The sequence below is a fragment of the Patescibacteria group bacterium genome, from assembly GCA_028715115.1.
Lineage (GTDB): Bacteria > Patescibacteriota > Patescibacteriia > UBA2591 > UBA4787 > JAQUSN01.
In genome coordinates this window covers 394,190-411,685 of the sequence record JAQUSN010000001.1, presented here as the reverse complement: position 1 = coordinate 411,685, position 17,496 = coordinate 394,190, and the positions used below count along the sequence as shown (strand labels likewise).

Sequence of the window (17,496 nt, the reverse complement as noted above, 5' to 3'; positions counted from 1 at the left end):
TAAAATTGGTTGCGGGGGTGGGATTTGAACCCACGACCTCCAGGTTATGGGCCTGGCGAGCTGCCGGGCTGCTCTACCCCGCGATCTATATAAATATTATAACACAAAATTTTATTTTGTCAAAATTTCTGCGCCGTTTTTAGTCACTAAAACAGTGTGCTCGAAGTGGGCCGAATATTTACCGTCAACCGTTTCAATGGTCCAACCGTCGTCAGCCGTTTTAACCTTGAAATCACCGAGATTAACCATCGGCTCAATCGCCAAAGTCATACCAGCTTTTAAAATCGGACCTGTTTTTGGTTTGCCAAAATTAAAGATGCTCGGTTCTTCATGAAGATTTCTACCAATGCCATGTCCGCATAAATTTCTAACTACGCTAAAACCATTTTTTTCTATGTAATTTTGTATGGTTGACGAAACGTCTCCAAGGTAAACTCCTTCTTTTACTTTTTTAATCCCGAGTTCCAAAGATTTTTTAGTCACATCTAATAACTTTTTATATTCCGATTTAATCTTACCTACTCCAACCGTAATGGCCATATCAGAATAATAACCATTTAATTTTACACCGCAATCAATGCCGACAACGTCGCCTTCCTTAATGATTCTATCCTTTTTAGGAATGCCATGAACTACTTCTTGATTAATAGAAACGCAAAGTGTCGCCGGATAGCCGGAACGATTATCTGGACAATAATCTTTAAACGCCGGCTCGGCGCCCAAATTTAAAATTAGTTGTTCGGCTAATTGATCGAGTTCCCAAGTGGAAACGTCTGGCTTAACCGCCCTAACCACCAAATCTAAAACTTGCGCCAGGTGCCTAGCGGCCTGGCGCATCGTTTTTATTTCTTCTTTGGTTTTGATAGAAATCATACCAAATTTGTTGAAATTTACGAACTATCTTATAGCGAAGTAAAGTTCTTACAAATTTGAGTACCCCGACGTTAGGAAGGGTAACCTATTATACATCCCCGGATAGGATACTCAAATATTAATTTATTTTATTCAACAAGGATTCAAGTACGCTTTTCGCCACATCTTCTACTGGACGATCGCCATTAATATCAATAATTTTATTCCTCTGGCGATAAAATTCAATGGTCGGTTCGGCAGTCTCGTGATAAACAACAAATCTATGTTTAATATTTTCTAACTTATCGTCATCTCTTAGGACTAATTCAACCTGGCAAATATCGCATAAATTGCCGTTTTTGGGCGGATTGGTGGCAAAATTAAAGTTGGTTTTACATTTTGGGCAAACTCGGCGCCGAGACAACCTTTCCATTAATCGACTCTCCGGCACCTCAAGATTAATCATCCAATTAATGCCAATTTCTTTCTCGGCAAATTCAGCCTGCGGTAAAGTGCGCGGATAACCTTCAGAAATAAAACCCACCTGATTATTATTGGTCAAGGCGGATATTTTATCTTTCATTATTTGGTTGGTTACTTCGTTGGGCGCAAAAATGCCCTTATCAACCCCTTCGCCTATTTCTTTACCGAGTGGAGTTTTGCGAAATTCCGGATCGCGATAAATGTCTCCTGGCGAAGGAATAAGAACTAAACCAGTTTCTTGATGTAAAATTTCGGTCTGCGTTCCCTTACCTGTTCCCGGGCGACCGATAAAAGCTATTTTTAATTTGCCGATTTTTTGCTTTTCTTGCTCATTCATATTATCAAAATTATGCTTCGTATTCACGCATAGCAAGTTGTGATTCAATCTGTTTCATGGTTTCTAGAACAACACTGACGACGATTAACAAACTAGCACCGCCAACGGTAAAAGCGGAAACCTTTAAAGCACCTTGCGTAATTAGGGGCAAGACGGCGATTATGCCTAATGACAAAGCGCCGGCTAACATAATACGATTACTCACTTGGCCCAAAAAAGTTACGGTCGATTCTCCGGGACGAATACCGGGCACAAAGCCACCCTGCTTTTGCAAATTTTCTGCGATTTGACGAGGATGGAAAACAATAGTGGTATAAAAATAGGTAAAAGCCACAACCAAAACAAAATAAACAATGCCGTAAACTATTTGATTTTGAAAAATAGTAATAAAATGACCGCCCAGGCTCGCCACCCAACCAATCGCAGAACGCTGCATAAATTGACCAGCCAAAGATGGCAACAGAACTATAGAAATGGCGAAAATAATCGGGATCATTCCGGCCTGATTTACTCTAACCGGCAAATATGTATCTGTGCCACCATACATTTTATTTCCGCGAATTCGGCGAGCAAAAGAAACTGGGATATTGCGTTGACCCTCGGTCAACAAAACTACGCCAGCAATGGTTATTACGCCTAAAACTACGAAAACTAATAAGCTGGTTAATTGAGTGGTGGTAAAAGTAACAATAAAATGTTGCAAAGATGACGGAATCCTTTCCACGATACCAGCAAAGATAATGAGCGAAATGCCGTTACCAACTTTCTTTTCTGAAATCAATTCACCCAGCCACATCAAAAAAACCGTGCCACCAGTCATAACTATAATAGTAGTTATAATACTCATTGGCGTAAAGTTGGTAAAAATCTGGCCAGAACTATTAAACAGCCTAATCATACTGTATGACTGAATCATGGCCAAAGGAACAGTTAAAATACGCGAATATTGATTTATTTTTTGATGGCCACTTGAGCCCTCTTTGGAAAGTTCTTCGAGCTTGGGGATAATCATGGTTAAAAGTTGCATAATAATCGATGCAGTAATGTAAGGACCGACACCCATGGCAATAACAGAAAAATTCGCCATAGCTCCACCAGACAGAACGTTAACTAGTCCTAAAATCTGGTTTCTGGCGAATAAATCATTTAAAGCGGCAAGATTAATGCCCGGTATGGGAATATGAGCGGCTACGCGAAAAATTATCAACATAGCCACAACAAACAAAATATTGTTACGTAAATCCTTAAATTGCCAAATTTCTCTGATTTTTTTCCACATAAAAATAGCTAAATAATTTTTTCAAATATTATTGCTCGTTTAATGTACAAATAAACCGATCTTTTGAAGCAATAAAGTAGCAACAACCAAAATAACGATTATGATTATTAAAACGATATGTTTGGGCGCCATTAACTGCATCTTGGAAAAAGGATTCTTCATAAAAGTATAAACATTGAACAATTAGAACAACGATGTTTTATTTGAATTTTATTTCCTTGAGTTCACTCTCTCGACAAGCTTTACCTCTCCTCCGGCTTTGATAATAGATTCTTTTGCCAGGGCAGAGAAAGCATTGGCAATAATAATAAATTTTTTAGTTAATTTACCAGAACCTAAAACTTTTATTTTTTCCTTAGGTGAATTAATCAGTCCTAATTTAAATAATTTTTCTGCGTTAACCAAATCACCGCTGGAGAATTTATTTTCAATGGTTTTTAAGTTGATGACAACTAAACGTTTTCTTAAACTGCGAAAACCACCATTTTTAGGAAATCTCTTAATCACCAAACGAATGCCCCTGAGCTTCAATCCGCGGCGACCGCCACTGCGAGATCGTTGCCCTTTCTGTCCTTTGCCAGAATAAGTGCCTTGACCAGAAGAAGTGCCTCGGCCTAATCGTTTGGCTTTTTTCTTTTGTCCGGAATATTTTTTCAAATTAGATAAATTAATCATACCCAGGTAACAATAACTTCACAAAGATGCCAAATTATTAGGCGTCAAGGTGAAATAAAATAAATTGATTAAAAATACAAGTTAATATAATTTTAATTACGGTTGGCATCTTTAAACTATTATGCTTGAAGATGAAATTTTTTTTAATTTATTGGAGTGAGCCCAAAAACGGAACTTTCAGACCGCCCTAGCGGGCTGGTGAAGTTTTGTTACTGGGCATAAATAAACTAAACCATTTTTTTAAGTTTTAGTAAAGCATTAATTGTTGCTTTGGCATTAGCAATCTTGTTATTTGACCCTAATATTTTTGCCGTAATATTAGAAATACCGGCTAATTCAGTAATAATACGAATTACGCTACCGGCAATAATGCCTTTGCCGCGACCGGCCGGTCGAAGCAAGATAGAAGCTGCGCCATATTTTTCTTTTACCCAATGAGGAATGGTTTCATTAACAATAGAAACATTAATAACATTTTTTTTGGCTTGACGAACAGCTTTTTCAATAGCAGTTGAAACGTCCGGACCCTTAGAGGTACCTATGCCGACTCTACCTTTTTTGTCGCCAATGGCAACACAGGCACGAAAACGAAGTTGTTTTCCGCCAGCTGTCACGCGCGTAACGCGGGCTAAGTCTAATAATCTTTGATCAAATTCCTTTTCTCCTCCCGCTTCAGGCCCTTCTCTTCTTCGACGTTTTTTCTCAATCATATTAATAAAAATTATCTAATAATTTAATTAAAATTTTAAACCGCCTTCACGGGCGCCTTCAGCCAATTGCTTAATGCGGCCGTGATATTGATAACCGCCGCGATCAAAAACAACTTGACTTATCTTGCTTTCCAGCGCCTTAGCGGCAATTAACTGGCCGACTTGTTTAGCCATGGTTGATTTATTGTTTTTATTTTTTTTAAAAGACAAATCACTCACGCTCATTAATGTTTTGCCATGTTGATCATCAATAAGTTGAGCGTAAATATGTTGATTACTGCGAAAAACCGATAAACGAGGACGCTCTTTCGTTCCGTTAATCTTTACTCTAACTCTTTTGTGACGGCGAGCTAAAGATTCTCGTTTAATTTTGGATAAACTCTTCATAAAATACTAACTATAGTTGATTAAGCGCCGCCGCTAGCCACCGCCTTCTTGCCGGCTTTCTTTTTGACGACTTCGCCAAAATATCGAATACCCGAACCTTTATAGGGCTCTGGTTTTTTAATTTTTCTAATCTGAGCGGCAATTTCTCCTACTAATTGTTTATCAGCGCCAAAAATAGTGATAATGTCTTTTTCCACGCTGATTGTAATATTTTTAGGAAATTCATACTCAACTTGATGAGAAAAGCCAATATTTAAAATCAATTTTTGTCCAGTAACTTGAGCGCGAAAACCGACACCGATTAATTGCAGCTTTTTATCAAAACCGATCGTTACTCCTTGCATCATGTTTTTAATCAATCTAACATAAGTGCCCCAAAGAGCTAATTGTTTTTTGTCATTTTCGTTTTTAACCTTAATGTCCAAGTTTTCTCCCTCTTGTTTAATCAAAACGGCCGGATGAATATTTAATTTTAATTCTCCTTTCGGACCCTTAACGATTATTTCTCCGCCTTCAATTTTAACTTGAGCGTTATTAATGATGGCGATTGGTTTTTTACCTAAACGAGACATACAAAAATTGTCGAAATTTACGAGTTATTTTGTGACAATGATAGAAAATAATATCTAAATCTTAATAATTTTACTGAAACAGGCGGGTATTTAAAAATTTGAGTGAAGGGGTAAGCATTTTCTAAAAAATTTATTCTTCGCCTCCGTCAGTGGACGGATGGCGAATCTAAATTTTTAACAAAACATCTACCAAATTTCAAAGAATAGTTCGCCGCCGACTTTTTTCTGTCGCGCTTCTTTGTTGGTCATAAGCCCTTGTGGCGTAGAAATAACCGCCAAGCCCAACCCGTTCAAAACCACCGGAATATTATCTTTTTTAACATAAATTCGCTGCCCTGGACGGCTGATTCTTTTGATAGAAGAAATTTGCGGTTGGTTATTTTTATCGTATTTTAGGGTTATTTTAATTTGTTTAAATTTTTCTCGCGTTTCTTTGGTGGTTTTGGCGGTCTTGGATAATTCTACTAGTTCAAGGCTTGCAATCCAATTCTCTCTTTCTAATAATTTACAAAGCGAAAACTTTACCTTGGAATAAGGAAACACCACCTCTTGTTTACCAACGGAATTCGCATTTCTAATGCGAGTCAACATGTCGCTAATTTGATCAATCATAATTAAATAAAACCTATTTTATTTTTTAAAATTACCAACTTGATTTGCGAACGCCAGGAATAAGTCCTCGAGTGGCCAGCTCTCTGAAACATATGCGGCAAATATCAAAATCTCTCATATAACCATGTCGTCGACCGCAACGCCAACAGCGTCGCACGACTCGTGTTTTAAATTTTGATTTTCTTTTTGATTTTTGAACTTGTCCTGTAGTCGCCATATTAATCTAGTTTAAATGGAAATCCTAATAATTTAAATAATTCTAAACCCTGTTCTCTGTTTTTCGCATTACTTGTAATGGTAATCTGAAGACCATGAATCTTTTGCACGTCTTCTGTTTTAATTTCCGGAAAAACCAAATGCTCTCGCAGCCCCAATGATAAATTGCCAGACTTATCAATGCCCTTAGCAGAAATACCACAAAAATCACGAGTGCGAGGCAAAACAATATTTACCAATTTATCAACAAAATCATACATTCGCCCCCCTCTTAAAGTGACCTTCATACCAACCAAAAGGCCTTCTCTTATCTTAAAGCCAGAAATTGATTTACGGGCCGCAATTTCGATCGGCTTCTGACCGCTAATCTTATTTAAAGTATCTTTAACAATCTCGGCATAACGGCCATCTTTTTCGCTGATAGCTCTTGATAAGCCAACGTTTAAAGTAATTTTTAATAATTTAGGAACGGCTAAATTATTTTTAAAGCCAAATTTTTCCTTCAAACCAGGAATGACTTCTTTCTGATATTTTGTTCTTAAATCCATCATAAATTATTAAAATTAAATTATTTCTTTGCACTTTTTGCATGAGCGAACCTTAGAGCCGTCAGTTAAAGTTTTATAGCCAACTCTAGCTGGTTTTAAACATTTAGGACACAGAAAGGCAATCTTAGAAATATACAAGGGAACCGGAATTTGAATACGCTGTCCCTTCTCCCCCTCTCTTTTCGGTCTAACATGTTTGAAAAATAAGTTAATGCCTTCAATAACCACCTTATTGGTTTTTGCAGAAACTCTAAGCACGCGGCCCTTTTTGCCCTTGTCTTTGCCGCTTAAAACTTGAATCATATCGCCTTTCTTGATTTTCATATGCCAAAATTCTTAAAATTTTAGAACGTAGTGAATAAATTTTCTTAGAATTTTGAGCACCCCTTCACTCAAAAATCTAATAATTTTTATCAAACTACTTTAATTATATTGATGAATAGTTATAGAGCTGACTAAATTAGCAAAATGAGTGAGGGGGTAAGGATTTTCTAAAGAATTTTCTGCTCCTTTGGTTTGAAAATTCCAAGAAAATCACTTACAGAACTTCTGGGGCTAAAGAAATTATTTTCATAAAACCGTTATTCCTTATTTCGCGCGCGATCGGCCCAAAAATTCTCGTACCCTTAGGATCTTTGCTCTTCGGATCAATAATAACCGCCGCGTTATCGTCAAATCTAATATAAGAACCGTCTGCTCGGCGGGTTTCTTTTTTGGTACGGACAATGACGGCTTTATGAATTTCGCTTTTCTTAACCATATTGTGCGGTAAAGCACTTTTAACGACAACCGTAATCACGTCTCCCAAACGAGCATAGCGTCGTTTATAGCCACCGTGAACGCGGATACACATTAACTTTTGTGCTCCGGTATTGTCTGCTGAATTAAGTATTGATCGATGTTGTATCATGCTAAAATTGTTAAAATTTATGATTCGCCAACTAACAAAGAAATAAACTTTCTTACAATTTTGCGCATCCCGTGAGCCGACAGCAGTCAACTTTTATGGGATGGCCAAAATTATTTTTTACTAACAACTACTTCAACCAATTGCCATCTTTTACCCTTGCTTAAGGGTCGGCATTCCTCGAAAATAACCAAGTCCCCCGCCTTGGCTTGTTTATTCTCGTCATGAACTTTAAATTTTTTCTGAATTTTATATCGACGTAAATATTTAGAGTGTTGTTTGATTTCTTCAACTACAACCACGATGGTTTTGGCCATCTTGTCAGAAACTACAATTCCTTGAAATCTTCTTTTCATAATATTTATTTATTTTTAAGCGAGCGAGCGAGAAAAAAAATTATTTTTTTCTTTTCCGATCCGCCTTCGTCCTTGCTATTCGCCAACTGGCGAAGGCGAATGGTGGAAGCACCGGCAACAAAGGGTGAAACCCTTTATTTTTCTTTTAAAAGCGTGATTAATCGCGCGATTTCTTTTTTAATTTTTCTAATTTCACGCACGTTTTTTGATTGTTTTAAATGAATATCAAATCTTAATTGGCGTAATTTTTCTCGATCTTCGGCCAACGTTCTTTTTAATTCTATTTCTGATTTTGGTCTTAATTCTTTTGTTTTCATATTTATTTTTCTTTTTTAACAAACCTCGTTTTAACCGACAATTTATGTCCAGCCAAACGCATGGCTTCTTTAGCCGTCGCTTCGTCTACGCCAGAAACCTCAAACATAATAGTGCCGGCTTTAATTGGAGCAACATAATAATCAACCGCGCCCTTACCGCCACCCATCGGAACTTCAGCGCTTTTGGTCGTCACAGATTTATCAGGAAAAATTCTGGTCCATATTTTGCCGCCTTTTTTAAATAAACGAACAATAGCTCGACGGGCAGCTTCAATTTGACGTGCCGTTATCCATTTAGTCTCTAAGCTCTTTAGTCCATATTCGCCAAAAGCAATCTCTATCTTTCTGGTCGCTTTACCGCCAAAACGATTTCTGCCCTTATGGACTTTGCGAAATTTTACTTTTTTCGGCATCAACATAAATATGGATTTTGCTATTTTTTAACTTCTTTTTTGATTTTATTAAAAATTTCACCACGATAAATCCAAACCTTAACTCCGACAGCTCCATACATTGTATGGGCAGCGCCACGTGAGTAATCTATATCTGCGCGAATGGTATGAAGCGGCATTTTGCCCCAGGTTAAAGTTTCGCGACGGGCGATTTCTACGCCATCTAAACGACCGCTTAATTTAATTTTCACGCCCCCGGCCCCGCCTTTTTTCACTTGATCCATAGCTCGTTTCATGGCTCGACGATAAGAAACTCTTTTTTCCAAGTCAGCTACGATGGCCTCTAAAACTATTTGAGCTGACAAAAACGGACTCGGCACTTCGGAAATATTTAAATCAACAACCTGGCCCGGTAATAATATTTGTTGAATATCTTTTTTCAATTTTTCGGCATCAACGCCACCCCGGCCGATAATCACGCCCGGCTTAGCCGTAGAAATAAAAATCTTTATCGCATTACCAGAACGTTCAATGATTGTCTTATCAACACTAGCGCCCTTTAACTTCTTAGTTAATAATTTTCTAATTTGAATATCTTCTCTTAAGAATTGGCGAAAGGATTGTTTTTTGGCAAACCACTTCTCTTCCCAATCTCTGGTTGTCGGAATGCGTAAAATTTTTGGATTAATCTTCTGACCCATAATATTTGTTTTTATTAAATTGCTTTGCGACTAAAAATTTTGGACTTAACTCCGGCTCTTTTGGGTTTTATTTTCTTATCCTTGGCGTCTATGAGGTGCTTTTTGCCTGAATCTCTTCGCTCTTTGAGTTCGTTCTCAACCACGGCCTCTCCGTCGGTTTTAATCTTATTCGCTTCGACTGCCTTATTTTTTTCTATTTTAGCCGTTGGTTTGTATTCGGCTAAAATTATTTCTAAATGCGAACTTCTTTTCTTAAGAGGAGTTGCGCGACCAAAAGCTTTGGGCATCCAGCGCTTTAGGGCCGGCCCTTCATTAACGATTATTTTTTTAATAAACAAATTATCTTTTTTAAAATTGAAATTATATTCGGCATTGGCTAAGGCCGAGCGAAGAACCTTAAGAATAAAGGCGCTTCCCCGACGCGGCACGAATTGCAATTGATCTTCAGCTTGAGTCACGCTTAAATTACGCACTACGTCAACGACTAGGCGCATTTTTTTTGGTGAAATCCTTAAATGTCTGGCGATGGCTCTTACTTCCATATTATTAAATTAAAATTTTACTTAGCTGGCTTAGCTGGAGTAGCCGCGGCTGTAACTGCTGGCTTTACCACGCCGGCTTGCGCAGCGGCAGCCTCTATCTCGCGCTGCATCTTGCCTCCGTGGCGGACAAATTTGCGAGTCGGGGCAAACTCTCCCAATTTGTGCCCGATCATTTCTTCGACAACTAAAACCGGGTGGTGGTTTTTGCCGTTATGAACGCCAAAAGTAAAACCAATCATCTCCGGAACAATAGTACAATCTCGCGACCAGGTGTTAATGACTGTACCCGGCTTACTATTAGATATTTTTTTGAGCAACTTTGGATCAACCCAAGGGCCCTTTTTTAAACTTCGGCTCATAGTATTGTGTAAATTTATTACAAATTATTAACGAATTTTACCAATTTAATTTTTTATTTGTGTTATTTTTTTATTGCCAAGTGAAGCGAGTAAAAAAGTTAAGAACTCTTTATTTACGTCGTTTTAAAATGAATTTATTGGTCCATTTCTTTCTATTTCTGGTTTTTACGCCCAAAGCTGGCTTGCCCCATGGAGTCTTGGGATGGACTAAACCGATTGGCTGGTGGCCTTCACCGCCACCGTGCGGATGATCGACTGGATTCATAGCCTTACCGCGCACCGAAGGACGAATACCTCTTAGTCTCATGCGTCCGGCCTTGCCCCAGCGAACTAAATGCCAATCAACATTACTTAATTGACCAACGCTGGCGCAACAATTTTCTGAGACCAAACGAACTTCACCCGAAGGTAATTTTAACTGGGCATGGCCGCCTTCAACGGTCATTAATGAAGCACCCGAACCAGCTGAACGAACTATTTTTGCTCCTTCGCCAGGCGTTAATTCGATACTGTGAACCAAATAACTAGTCGGGATATATTTTAACGGCATGCGATTGCCCGGCTTGGCTTCTAGTTTATTTAAAGAAGAGACGATTTTATCTCCAACTTTAAGCCCATGCGGAGCTAAGACATATCGTTTTTCTCCATCTGGAAAGCAAATCAAAGCAATCCAGGCGGTGCGATTCGGATCATATTCAATTGCAATAACTTTAGCGACTAAATCAAACTTATTTTGTTTAAAATCTATTTGGCGATAAAGTTTTTTCATACCGCCGCCCTGATGACGAAGAGTAACCTGCCCTTGATTATTGCGACCTGATTTTTCTTTAAGATAAACCGTTAGACTTTTTTCTGGTCTTTTTTTGGTTAAAGACGAAGTGTCAACAATACTGGTCTGTCTTCGTCCTGGCGTAGTTGGCTTATAAAACTTTAACATAATTTTTAGTGAGTGGTAAAATTAATTTTATCTCCCTTTTTTAAGGTCACGATTGCTTTTTTCCAGTTTTTCGTTCGACCAGTCGAGCGGCCGTAACGGACGTTTTTACCTTTTACTTTAAGCATATTTATGTCAATCGGCTTAAAATTATATAATTCTTTAACGGCCTTATAAACTTCTGATTTGGTCGTTTGTGGCGCAACCTCGAAAATATATTTATTAAAAGCGCTCAAAGTAGTCGCTTTTTCGGTGATAATGGGCTTCATTAATACCCTATAAACATTCTTGGCTGTCTTTACTTGGCCGGCCTGTTTCGAAGAAACACCAACTTCTTGAGGTTGCTCTTTAACCTCTTTTGGCTTCGCATCTGTCTTTTTTTGCTTTTTATTAAATAACATATAAAACTACGTCTATTTTTTTAAATTTTTTTCAACCTCTTTAATGGCCTCCTGACTCGCTAATAAATAATTATTATTTAAAATATTCATGAAGCTAATATTGTTAACCGCCGTCGAAAGCACATTTTTAATATTTTTAGCAATGCGATGGGTGTTTTTTTCGGCCGAACGATATAAGAATAAACATTTTTTATCTTTGATCGGCAACTTTTTTATAAATTGAGAAAATTCTTTGGTTTTTAAATTTGAAAAATCTAAATTATCAACGATAATTAAATGATCATTTTTTACCTTATCGGACAAGGTCATCAATAAAATCTGCCGCTGGACTTTCTTGTTGATTTTTTGCGTATAATTTTTATCATTGCGCGGGCCAAAAACTACGCCGCCACCGCGCCAAAGTGGTGAACGGGAAGAGCCGGCTCGAGCGCGACCTGTACCCTTTTGCTGCCACGGTTTTTTACCGCCGCCACGAACCTCGCCCCTATGTTTGGTGTGAGCGGTCGCTTGGCGTATATTAGCCTGGCTGGCTACAACCGATCGCTGAATTAATTCTGCTTTCGGTTCAACACCAAAAACCTCAGAAGATAAATCCATCTCCCCTGTCTTTTCTCCGGTTTGGCTGTAAATCGCGACTTTGATTGACATATAAAATTTTAAGCTTTAATTTCAATAAGGCCATGATTAGCTCCCGGCACGGCGCCTTTAACTAGCAATAAATTTTTGTCAGGCTGAATTTCGATAATTTGTAAATTTTTAATTGTTGCTCTCTCGGCGCCCATGCGTCCAGCCATGCGTCTGCCCTTGAGGACGCGCTGAGCTGCAGTTGAACCGATTGAACCGGGCATTCTTTCTTGATCTTTGGTACCGTGAGTCGTATTATGACCATGAAAGCCATGGCGAGCAACTACGCCCGTGAATCCATGGCCCTTGGTTATTCCGCTAATATTTATTTTTTGATCTGTTTTGAAAATATCAACTTTAATTTCATCGCCCACCTTATATTCTACTCCTTGCGGTTTAAATTCCTTAATAAAGCGATATTCTTTGCCTTTCATTGCTTTGGTGATTCTTTTGGCTTTAGTAATCTTCTGATAACCAATCTGAATCGCCTCATAACCGTCTTTTTCTTTGTTCTTTATCTGTAAAACATAACACGGCCCGGCTTGAAGTATAGTAACCGGAACGACTTCATCGTTTCTAAAAATCTGCGTTAAACCAATTTTTTTACCTAGTAAAAAGGCCATATTATAATAAACAAAAATCTGGTTTTTAGGCCAGATTTTTATTATTTAGATTAACAAATCACTTTCGAACAAGTCGAATCTAAATCTTAAATTTTTCTGACCTACAAATAACCTCTCGGCATAGTGATACGATAGCTACATTCTTCGGCGAACCGAAATTATAACTATCATCTTCACCAGCGCATTGGTTAAGAACTATATTATAAGGTTATAGAGATTTAATCTCGATGTCGACTCCAGCAGGCAAATTCAAGCTCGTGATGAGTTCGATTGTCTTTGGAGTAAAGTCAACGATATCTATTAAACGCTTGTGAACTCTGGTTTCGAATTGATCGCGTGAATCTTTATGGACGAAAGTCGAACGCAATACTGTATATTTTCTTATTTCCGTTGGCAAAGGTATTGGTCCAACTACGCTCGCTCCTGATCGTTTTATTGTTTCCACAATATTTTTTATGGCTTCATCAATAACCCTGTGGTCATACGATTTTACTTTAATGCGAATCCTCGGCTTATAATTAGCCTCTTTAGTGGGTTGAACTATCTGGATTTTCTTTTTGGTCTTTTCTTCGTTAACCATAAAAAGAGCGAGCTTAGGTAGCTAAAGAATAAAAATCTTTAGCAATCCACCTTCGCCTTCGCCGGTTGGCGAATGACGAATGGCAGAGATAGCAATCAAAACTACTTATTAATTTTAGTGACCACACCTGCGCCAACCGTCTTGCCACCTTCACGAATAGCGAATTTCTGTTTCTCTTCAAGGGCGATTGGTTTAATTAATTTAATATTGACGTTTAAAGTATCACCAGGCATAGCCATTTCAGTTCCTTGCGGCAAGGTCACGTCGCCGGTTACATCAGTAGTTCTGATATAAAACTGCGGCTTGTAACCATTAAAGAATGGGGTGTGACGGCCGCCTTCCTCTTTTGAAAGAACGTAAATTTGACTTTCAAAATCGGTGTGAGGAGTGATAGAACCGGGCTTGGCAATAACCTGACCCCGTTCAATATCTTCTTTCTTGGTACCGCGCAATAAGATACCGGCATTGTCGCCCGCTTGACCTTCATCAAGGGTCTTTCTAAACATTTCAATGCCAGTAACGACAGTTTTGGTCGTTGGTTTTAAGCCGACGATCTCAACTTCTTCGTTTACCTTAATAATACCTCGTTCGATTTTACCGGTAACCACTGTGCCTCTGCCTTCGATGGAGAAAATGTCTTCGATAGGCATAATAAACGGTTTATCGGTATCTCTCTTTGGCTCTGGAACATAGCTATCTAAGGCCTCGATTAATTTCAAAATCGGACCACACCACTTGCAGTCAGCTTTGCCGCAACCGCACTCCAAAGCTTTAAGAGCTGAGCCCTCGATGATCGGTATTTCGTCGCCAGGGAATTCATATTTTTTTAACAAATCGCGGACTTCTTCTTTAACTAAGTCCAACAATTCTTTATCTTCAACCATATCAACCTTATTTAAGAAAACGACGATAGCTGGCACACCGACCTGACGAGCCAAAATAATGTGCTCTCTGGTCTGAGGCATTGGACCGTCTGGAGCAGACACGACCAAAATCGTGCCGTCCATCTGGGCCGCACCAGTAATCATGTTCTTAATATAGTCAGCATGGCCGGGACAATCAATGTGAGCATAGTGTCGTTTTTCCGATTCATACTCAACGTGAGCCAAATTAATAGTAATACCTCTTTCCTTTTCTTCTGGGGCATTATCAATTTGGTCAACGCCTTTCTGGTCGGCAACCTTACCGGCCGCGCCTAAACATTTTAAAATCGCAGCTGTCAAAGTAGTTTTACCGTGGTCAACGTGGCCAATAGTACCAACGTTAACGTGGGTTTTACTACGATTAAATTTAGCTTTTTCTGCCATAAATAACCTCTTTTTACTTTCGAAACATCCTTGATATTTCGATTGTCTTGATTAAATTTTTGTTAGTAAATTAAATGTAAAATAATCCTAAAATTATACACAATAAAAATTAATTGTCAATGCTGATGTTATTTAATTGTTAATAACTAATATCTCTAAATTTTCTTGTCGCCAATGATTTTTTCCTGAACATTTCTCGGCACTTCATTGTAATGAGAAAATTCCATGGAATATGAGCCACGGCCTTCGGTAACCGATCTTAAAATCGTGGCGTAGCCGAACATCTCAGCCAGCGGAACAAAAGCATCTATTAATTTTACTTGTCCACGAGTGCGAGTTTCATTTATTTGCGCTCGGCGAGAATTTAAGTCACCAATAACTTCTCCCATGAATTGATCAGGCACGACAACTTCTATCTTCATGACCGGTTCGAGCAAAACAGGACCAGCTTGCTGCACACCATCTTTAATAGCGCGCTGTGCGGCGATTTTGAAAGCCATTTCCGAAGAGTCAACTTCGTGATATGAACCATCGTAAACGGCGACCTCCATATCAACTAAAGGATAACCAGCAATAACGCCATTAGACATCGCCTCTTCCACACCCTTCTTTACCGCCGGAACATATTCGCGAGGAATAGTGCCGCCTTTAATTTCATCCAAGAATTCAAATCCCTTGCCTCTTTCACGCGGCGTTAGTCTTAACCAGCAGTGACCATATTGCCCGCGACCGCCGGATTGATGAACATATTTTCCTTCGATCTCAATCGGCCTAGTAATCGCTTCTTTATAAGCGACTTGCGGCTTGCCAATGTTGGCTTCTACTTTAAATTCTCTTTTTAAACGATCAATAATAATATCCAAATGTAATTCGCCCATACCGGCAATAATAGTTTGGCCCGTTTCTTCATCGGTTCTAACCCTAAAAGTCGGGTCTTCTTCCATTAATTTAGCCAAAGACATACCTAACTTTTCTTGGTCAACTTTAGTTTTTGGCTCAACGGCCATATGAATAACCGGCTCTGGAAAGGTTAAAGATTCTAAAACTATTGGATGGTCGGGGTCGCAAAGTGTATCGCCAGTGCTGGTTGACTTCAAGCCAACGATAGCGGCAATATCTCCGGCGTAAACATCTTGTATCTCAGCTCTGTGATTAGCATGCATTTGCACGATACGGCCTACTCTTTCTTTTTCGCCGGACTTAGTATTAAAAACATAAGAACCGGATTCTAAATGACCGGAGTAAACTCTAAAATAACATAATTTACCAACGAATGGATCAGTGGCAACCTTAAAAGCTAAAGCGGAAAACGGTTCGTCGTCGCTGGGCTTGCGAGTAAGCTTTTCGCCGCTGTCCGGATCGGTTCCTTCTGCTGGAGCAATGTCAACCGGAGATGGTAAATAATCGCAAACTCCGTCCAATAATAATTGGACGCCTTTATTTTTTAAAGCGCTACCAACTAAAACCGGCATGATTTTATTAGTAATAACAGCTTGTCGCAAAACTTTTTTTAAATCAGCAATCGACGGTTCAGTGCCCTCTAAATATTGGTGCATTAAAGTATCGTCTTGCTCGACAATAGCTTCGATTAATTTGTGGCGAAACTCTTCAACTTTTTCTTTCATATCAGCCGGCACGTCTCCTTCTTTCATTTCTTTGCCTAAATCATCTAAATATAAATAAGCTTTTCTTTTAAATAAATCAATAACTCCCTTAAAGTCTGCTTCCGCGCCTATCGGTAACTGCAACGGATGAGCATTGGGAGTTAATCGTTCGTGAATAGAATTTAAGTCATTATAAAAATTGGCACCCAAACGATCCATCTTATTGATGAAAGCGATGAGTGGCACTCTAAATTTTTCGGCTTGATGAAAAACTGTTTCTGATTGCGGTTCCACTCCGGCCACACCGTCAAAAACTACCACGCCGCCATCAAGGACGCGTAGCGATCGCTGTACTTCAGCAGTAAAGTCAATGTGCCCGGGTGTATCAATAATATTGATTCGGCACTGATTACCATCCGACGTAGTCCAAAAACAAGTCGTGGCTGCAGCAGTAATGGTAATGCCTCTTTCTTTTTCTTGCGGCATCCAGTCCATCTCGGCTTCGCCATAGTGGACCTCGCCTATTTTGTGCTTTTTGCCGGTATAAAAAAGAATGCGCTCGCTAACGGTTGTTTTGCCGGCATCGATGTGAGCAATAATGCCGATATTGCGAGTTTTTTCTAAAGGATATTGTCTGGGCATTTTAGGATAATAAATTTAGAGATTAAGATTAGCGCGTAAAACGGGCAAAGTGAGCAAAAGCGCGATTAGATTCAGCCATGCGATGCATATCTTCTTTCTTTTTAATAGCGTCGCCTTGATTATCTAAAGCGGCCAAAAGCTCTTCGGCTAATTTCTGAGCCATTGGCCTGCCCTTTTTATTGCCGGCCGCATTAATCAACCAGCGGGAAGCCAAGGTAAATTGGCGATTTTCGGGTACTGGAAATGGCACCTGATAATTAGCACCTCCGATTCGGCGGGGCTTAACCTCGACGATCGGCGAAATATTAGTGATAGCTTTTTCAAAAATTTTAACTGGATCTTGCTTGGTCTTCTCTTTAATAATATCCAAGGCGCCATAAACTATTTTTTGCGCTGCTACTTTTTTGCCGCGCTCCATTAAATAATTTATAAATTTGGCGATCTTGTCGTTATTATATTTTGAATCGGGATGAATTTTTTTTCTGGCAATGTGTGGATGACCTCGCATGCAAAAATTATTAATTATTTTAAAATTG

At 38.9% G+C, this 17,496-nt stretch carries 27 protein-coding genes and 1 tRNA gene; all 28 read right to left on the bottom strand.

What is annotated here, in order from left to right; translation table 11 throughout:
• Positions 1-6: 6 nt before the first annotated feature.
• The 28 genes from PHV78_02240 to rpsG all read right to left on the bottom strand — a co-directional run bounded on the left by PHV78_02240 (position 7) and on the right by rpsG (position 17,468).
• Positions 7-83: transfer RNA gene (locus tag PHV78_02240), tRNA-Met, on the bottom strand.
• Between the two features lie 28 nt (positions 84-111).
• Positions 112-873: a type I methionyl aminopeptidase gene (gene map / locus PHV78_02235; GenBank protein MDD5396048.1), complete on the bottom strand. Its 762-nt coding sequence runs from the start codon at positions 871-873 to the stop codon at positions 112-114.
• Positions 874-991: 118 nt separating this feature from the next.
• A complete protein-coding gene (locus PHV78_02230) occupies positions 992-1,672 on the bottom strand; it encodes a nucleoside monophosphate kinase (GenBank protein ID MDD5396047.1) in 681 nt (226 codons plus the stop codon).
• A 10-nt stretch (positions 1,673-1,682) separates the two neighbouring features.
• Positions 1,683-2,951 carry a preprotein translocase subunit SecY gene (gene secY / locus PHV78_02225; protein ID MDD5396046.1) on the bottom strand — a complete coding sequence of 423 codons (1,269 nt, stop codon included), beginning with the start codon at positions 2,949-2,951 and terminating at the stop codon, positions 1,683-1,685.
• 39 nt (positions 2,952-2,990) lie between these two features.
• Positions 2,991-3,113, bottom strand: a complete 123-nt coding sequence (locus PHV78_02220; protein ID MDD5396045.1) for a hypothetical protein — start codon at positions 3,111-3,113, stop codon at positions 2,991-2,993.
• Positions 3,114-3,161: 48 nt separating this feature from the next.
• A complete protein-coding gene (rplO, locus tag PHV78_02215) occupies positions 3,162-3,626 on the bottom strand; it encodes a 50S ribosomal protein L15 (GenBank protein ID MDD5396044.1) in 465 nt (154 codons plus the stop codon).
• A gap of 227 nt (positions 3,627-3,853) precedes the next feature.
• Positions 3,854-4,336 (bottom strand): 30S ribosomal protein S5, encoded by a 483-nt coding sequence (gene rpsE / locus PHV78_02210; GenBank protein ID MDD5396043.1) that lies wholly within the window; start codon positions 4,334-4,336, stop codon positions 3,854-3,856.
• Positions 4,337-4,363: 27 nt separating this feature from the next.
• The gene (gene rplR, locus PHV78_02205; GenBank protein ID MDD5396042.1) at positions 4,364-4,723 is read right to left on the bottom strand and encodes a 50S ribosomal protein L18; all 360 of its coding nucleotides are present in this window, start codon (positions 4,721-4,723) and stop codon (positions 4,364-4,366) included.
• A gap of 20 nt (positions 4,724-4,743) precedes the next feature.
• Positions 4,744-5,295 carry a 50S ribosomal protein L6 gene (rplF, locus tag PHV78_02200; protein ID MDD5396041.1) on the bottom strand — a complete coding sequence of 184 codons (552 nt, stop codon included), beginning with the start codon at positions 5,293-5,295 and terminating at the stop codon, positions 4,744-4,746.
• Positions 5,296-5,481: 186 nt separating this feature from the next.
• Positions 5,482-5,907, bottom strand: a complete 426-nt coding sequence (rpsH, locus tag PHV78_02195) for a 30S ribosomal protein S8 (protein MDD5396040.1) — start codon at positions 5,905-5,907, stop codon at positions 5,482-5,484.
• Between the two features lie 31 nt (positions 5,908-5,938).
• Positions 5,939-6,124 (bottom strand): type Z 30S ribosomal protein S14, encoded by a 186-nt coding sequence (locus PHV78_02190; GenBank protein MDD5396039.1) that lies wholly within the window; start codon positions 6,122-6,124, stop codon positions 5,939-5,941.
• A 1-nt stretch (position 6,125) separates the two neighbouring features.
• Positions 6,126-6,674, bottom strand: a complete 549-nt coding sequence (rplE, locus tag PHV78_02185) for a 50S ribosomal protein L5 (GenBank protein MDD5396038.1) — start codon at positions 6,672-6,674, stop codon at positions 6,126-6,128.
• Between the two features lie 12 nt (positions 6,675-6,686).
• Positions 6,687-6,995, bottom strand: coding sequence for a 50S ribosomal protein L24 (gene rplX / locus PHV78_02180; protein ID MDD5396037.1), 309 nt, complete (start codon positions 6,993-6,995; stop codon positions 6,687-6,689).
• Positions 6,996-7,209: 214 nt separating this feature from the next.
• On the bottom strand, positions 7,210-7,581 hold the full coding sequence (gene rplN / locus PHV78_02175; GenBank protein MDD5396036.1) for a 50S ribosomal protein L14: 372 nt from the start codon (positions 7,579-7,581) through the stop codon (positions 7,210-7,212).
• A gap of 110 nt (positions 7,582-7,691) precedes the next feature.
• Positions 7,692-7,934 (bottom strand): 30S ribosomal protein S17, encoded by a 243-nt coding sequence (rpsQ, locus tag PHV78_02170; protein MDD5396035.1) that lies wholly within the window; start codon positions 7,932-7,934, stop codon positions 7,692-7,694.
• 134 nt (positions 7,935-8,068) lie between these two features.
• Complete coding sequence (gene rpmC, locus PHV78_02165) at positions 8,069-8,251, bottom strand: 50S ribosomal protein L29 (GenBank protein ID MDD5396034.1); 183 nt, start codon at positions 8,249-8,251, stop codon at positions 8,069-8,071.
• Between the two features lie 2 nt (positions 8,252-8,253).
• A complete protein-coding gene (gene rplP / locus PHV78_02160) occupies positions 8,254-8,670 on the bottom strand; it encodes a 50S ribosomal protein L16 (GenBank protein MDD5396033.1) in 417 nt (138 codons plus the stop codon).
• Positions 8,671-8,684: 14 nt separating this feature from the next.
• Positions 8,685-9,344 (bottom strand): 30S ribosomal protein S3, encoded by a 660-nt coding sequence (gene rpsC / locus PHV78_02155; GenBank protein ID MDD5396032.1) that lies wholly within the window; start codon positions 9,342-9,344, stop codon positions 8,685-8,687.
• Positions 9,345-9,358: 14 nt separating this feature from the next.
• Entirely contained in the window at positions 9,359-9,886 is a 528-nt protein-coding gene (gene rplV, locus PHV78_02150; GenBank protein ID MDD5396031.1) for a 50S ribosomal protein L22, read from the bottom strand.
• A 17-nt stretch (positions 9,887-9,903) separates the two neighbouring features.
• Positions 9,904-10,245 carry a 30S ribosomal protein S19 gene (rpsS, locus tag PHV78_02145; protein ID MDD5396030.1) on the bottom strand — a complete coding sequence of 114 codons (342 nt, stop codon included), beginning with the start codon at positions 10,243-10,245 and terminating at the stop codon, positions 9,904-9,906.
• A 109-nt stretch (positions 10,246-10,354) separates the two neighbouring features.
• Positions 10,355-11,185 carry a 50S ribosomal protein L2 gene (gene rplB / locus PHV78_02140; GenBank protein MDD5396029.1) on the bottom strand — a complete coding sequence of 277 codons (831 nt, stop codon included), beginning with the start codon at positions 11,183-11,185 and terminating at the stop codon, positions 10,355-10,357.
• A 2-nt stretch (positions 11,186-11,187) separates the two neighbouring features.
• Entirely contained in the window at positions 11,188-11,580 is a 393-nt protein-coding gene (rplW, locus tag PHV78_02135) for a 50S ribosomal protein L23 (GenBank protein ID MDD5396028.1), read from the bottom strand.
• A gap of 12 nt (positions 11,581-11,592) precedes the next feature.
• Positions 11,593-12,228 (bottom strand): 50S ribosomal protein L4, encoded by a 636-nt coding sequence (rplD, locus tag PHV78_02130; protein MDD5396027.1) that lies wholly within the window; start codon positions 12,226-12,228, stop codon positions 11,593-11,595.
• Between the two features lie 8 nt (positions 12,229-12,236).
• Complete coding sequence (rplC, locus tag PHV78_02125) at positions 12,237-12,827, bottom strand: 50S ribosomal protein L3 (protein ID MDD5396026.1); 591 nt, start codon at positions 12,825-12,827, stop codon at positions 12,237-12,239.
• A gap of 208 nt (positions 12,828-13,035) precedes the next feature.
• Positions 13,036-13,407: a 30S ribosomal protein S10 gene (rpsJ, locus tag PHV78_02120; GenBank protein MDD5396025.1), complete on the bottom strand. Its 372-nt coding sequence runs from the start codon at positions 13,405-13,407 to the stop codon at positions 13,036-13,038.
• Positions 13,408-13,508: 101 nt separating this feature from the next.
• Positions 13,509-14,714 carry an elongation factor Tu gene (gene tuf, locus PHV78_02115; GenBank protein MDD5396024.1) on the bottom strand — a complete coding sequence of 402 codons (1,206 nt, stop codon included), beginning with the start codon at positions 14,712-14,714 and terminating at the stop codon, positions 13,509-13,511.
• A 155-nt stretch (positions 14,715-14,869) separates the two neighbouring features.
• Positions 14,870-16,960, bottom strand: coding sequence for an elongation factor G (gene fusA / locus PHV78_02110; GenBank protein MDD5396023.1), 2,091 nt, complete (start codon positions 16,958-16,960; stop codon positions 14,870-14,872).
• Positions 16,961-16,988: 28 nt separating this feature from the next.
• Positions 16,989-17,468: a 30S ribosomal protein S7 gene (rpsG, locus tag PHV78_02105; protein ID MDD5396022.1), complete on the bottom strand. Its 480-nt coding sequence runs from the start codon at positions 17,466-17,468 to the stop codon at positions 16,989-16,991.
• Positions 17,469-17,496 lie beyond the last annotated feature (28 nt).

Excerpts from the sequence above, each read along its gene's own strand:
- rplP (MDD5396033.1), bottom strand. The coding sequence starts at position 8,670 with ATGTTGATGCCGAAAAAAGTAAAATTTCGCAAAGTCCATAAGGGCAGA.
- rplE (MDD5396038.1), bottom strand. The coding sequence starts at position 6,674 with ATGATGGATTTAAGAACAAAATATCAGAAAGAAGTCATTCCTGGTTTG.
- rpsG (MDD5396022.1), bottom strand. The coding sequence starts at position 17,468 with ATGCGAGGTCATCCACACATTGCCAGAAAAAAAATTCATCCCGATTCA.
- rplV (MDD5396031.1), bottom strand. The coding sequence starts at position 9,886 with ATGGAAGTAAGAGCCATCGCCAGACATTTAAGGATTTCACCAAAAAAA.
- rplN (MDD5396036.1), bottom strand. The coding sequence starts at position 7,581 with ATGATACAACATCGATCAATACTTAATTCAGCAGACAATACCGGAGCA.
- rplD (MDD5396027.1), bottom strand. The coding sequence starts at position 12,228 with ATGTCAATCAAAGTCGCGATTTACAGCCAAACCGGAGAAAAGACAGGG.
- rpsE (MDD5396043.1), bottom strand. The coding sequence starts at position 4,336 with ATGATTGAGAAAAAACGTCGAAGAAGAGAAGGGCCTGAAGCGGGAGGA.
- PHV78_02230 (MDD5396047.1), bottom strand. The coding sequence starts at position 1,672 with ATGAATGAGCAAGAAAAGCAAAAAATCGGCAAATTAAAAATAGCTTTT.
- rplX (MDD5396037.1), bottom strand. The coding sequence starts at position 6,995 with ATGAAAATCAAGAAAGGCGATATGATTCAAGTTTTAAGCGGCAAAGAC.
- rpsS (MDD5396030.1), bottom strand. The coding sequence starts at position 10,245 with ATGAGCCGAAGTTTAAAAAAGGGCCCTTGGGTTGATCCAAAGTTGCTC.
- rplF (MDD5396041.1), bottom strand. The coding sequence starts at position 5,295 with ATGTCTCGTTTAGGTAAAAAACCAATCGCCATCATTAATAACGCTCAA.
- rpsC (MDD5396032.1), bottom strand. The coding sequence starts at position 9,344 with ATGGGTCAGAAGATTAATCCAAAAATTTTACGCATTCCGACAACCAGA.
- rplR (MDD5396042.1), bottom strand. The coding sequence starts at position 4,723 with ATGAAGAGTTTATCCAAAATTAAACGAGAATCTTTAGCTCGCCGTCAC.
- rpsQ (MDD5396035.1), bottom strand. The coding sequence starts at position 7,934 with ATGAAAAGAAGATTTCAAGGAATTGTAGTTTCTGACAAGATGGCCAAA.
- secY (MDD5396046.1), bottom strand. The coding sequence starts at position 2,951 with ATGTGGAAAAAAATCAGAGAAATTTGGCAATTTAAGGATTTACGTAAC.
- rpsH (MDD5396040.1), bottom strand. The coding sequence starts at position 5,907 with ATGATTGATCAAATTAGCGACATGTTGACTCGCATTAGAAATGCGAAT.
- rpmC (MDD5396034.1), bottom strand. The coding sequence starts at position 8,251 with ATGAAAACAAAAGAATTAAGACCAAAATCAGAAATAGAATTAAAAAGA.
- rplC (MDD5396026.1), bottom strand. The coding sequence starts at position 12,827 with ATGGCCTTTTTACTAGGTAAAAAAATTGGTTTAACGCAGATTTTTAGA.
- rpsJ (MDD5396025.1), bottom strand. The coding sequence starts at position 13,407 with ATGGTTAACGAAGAAAAGACCAAAAAGAAAATCCAGATAGTTCAACCC.
- tuf (MDD5396024.1), bottom strand. The coding sequence starts at position 14,714 with ATGGCAGAAAAAGCTAAATTTAATCGTAGTAAAACCCACGTTAACGTT.
- PHV78_02220 (MDD5396045.1), bottom strand. The coding sequence starts at position 3,113 with ATGAAGAATCCTTTTTCCAAGATGCAGTTAATGGCGCCCAAACATATC.
- rplO (MDD5396044.1), bottom strand. The coding sequence starts at position 3,626 with ATGATTAATTTATCTAATTTGAAAAAATATTCCGGACAAAAGAAAAAA.
- map (MDD5396048.1), bottom strand. The coding sequence starts at position 873 with ATGATTTCTATCAAAACCAAAGAAGAAATAAAAACGATGCGCCAGGCC.
- PHV78_02190 (MDD5396039.1), bottom strand. The coding sequence starts at position 6,124 with ATGGCGACTACAGGACAAGTTCAAAAATCAAAAAGAAAATCAAAATTT.
- fusA (MDD5396023.1), bottom strand. The coding sequence starts at position 16,960 with ATGCCCAGACAATATCCTTTAGAAAAAACTCGCAATATCGGCATTATT.
- rplW (MDD5396028.1), bottom strand. The coding sequence starts at position 11,580 with ATGTTATTTAATAAAAAGCAAAAAAAGACAGATGCGAAGCCAAAAGAG.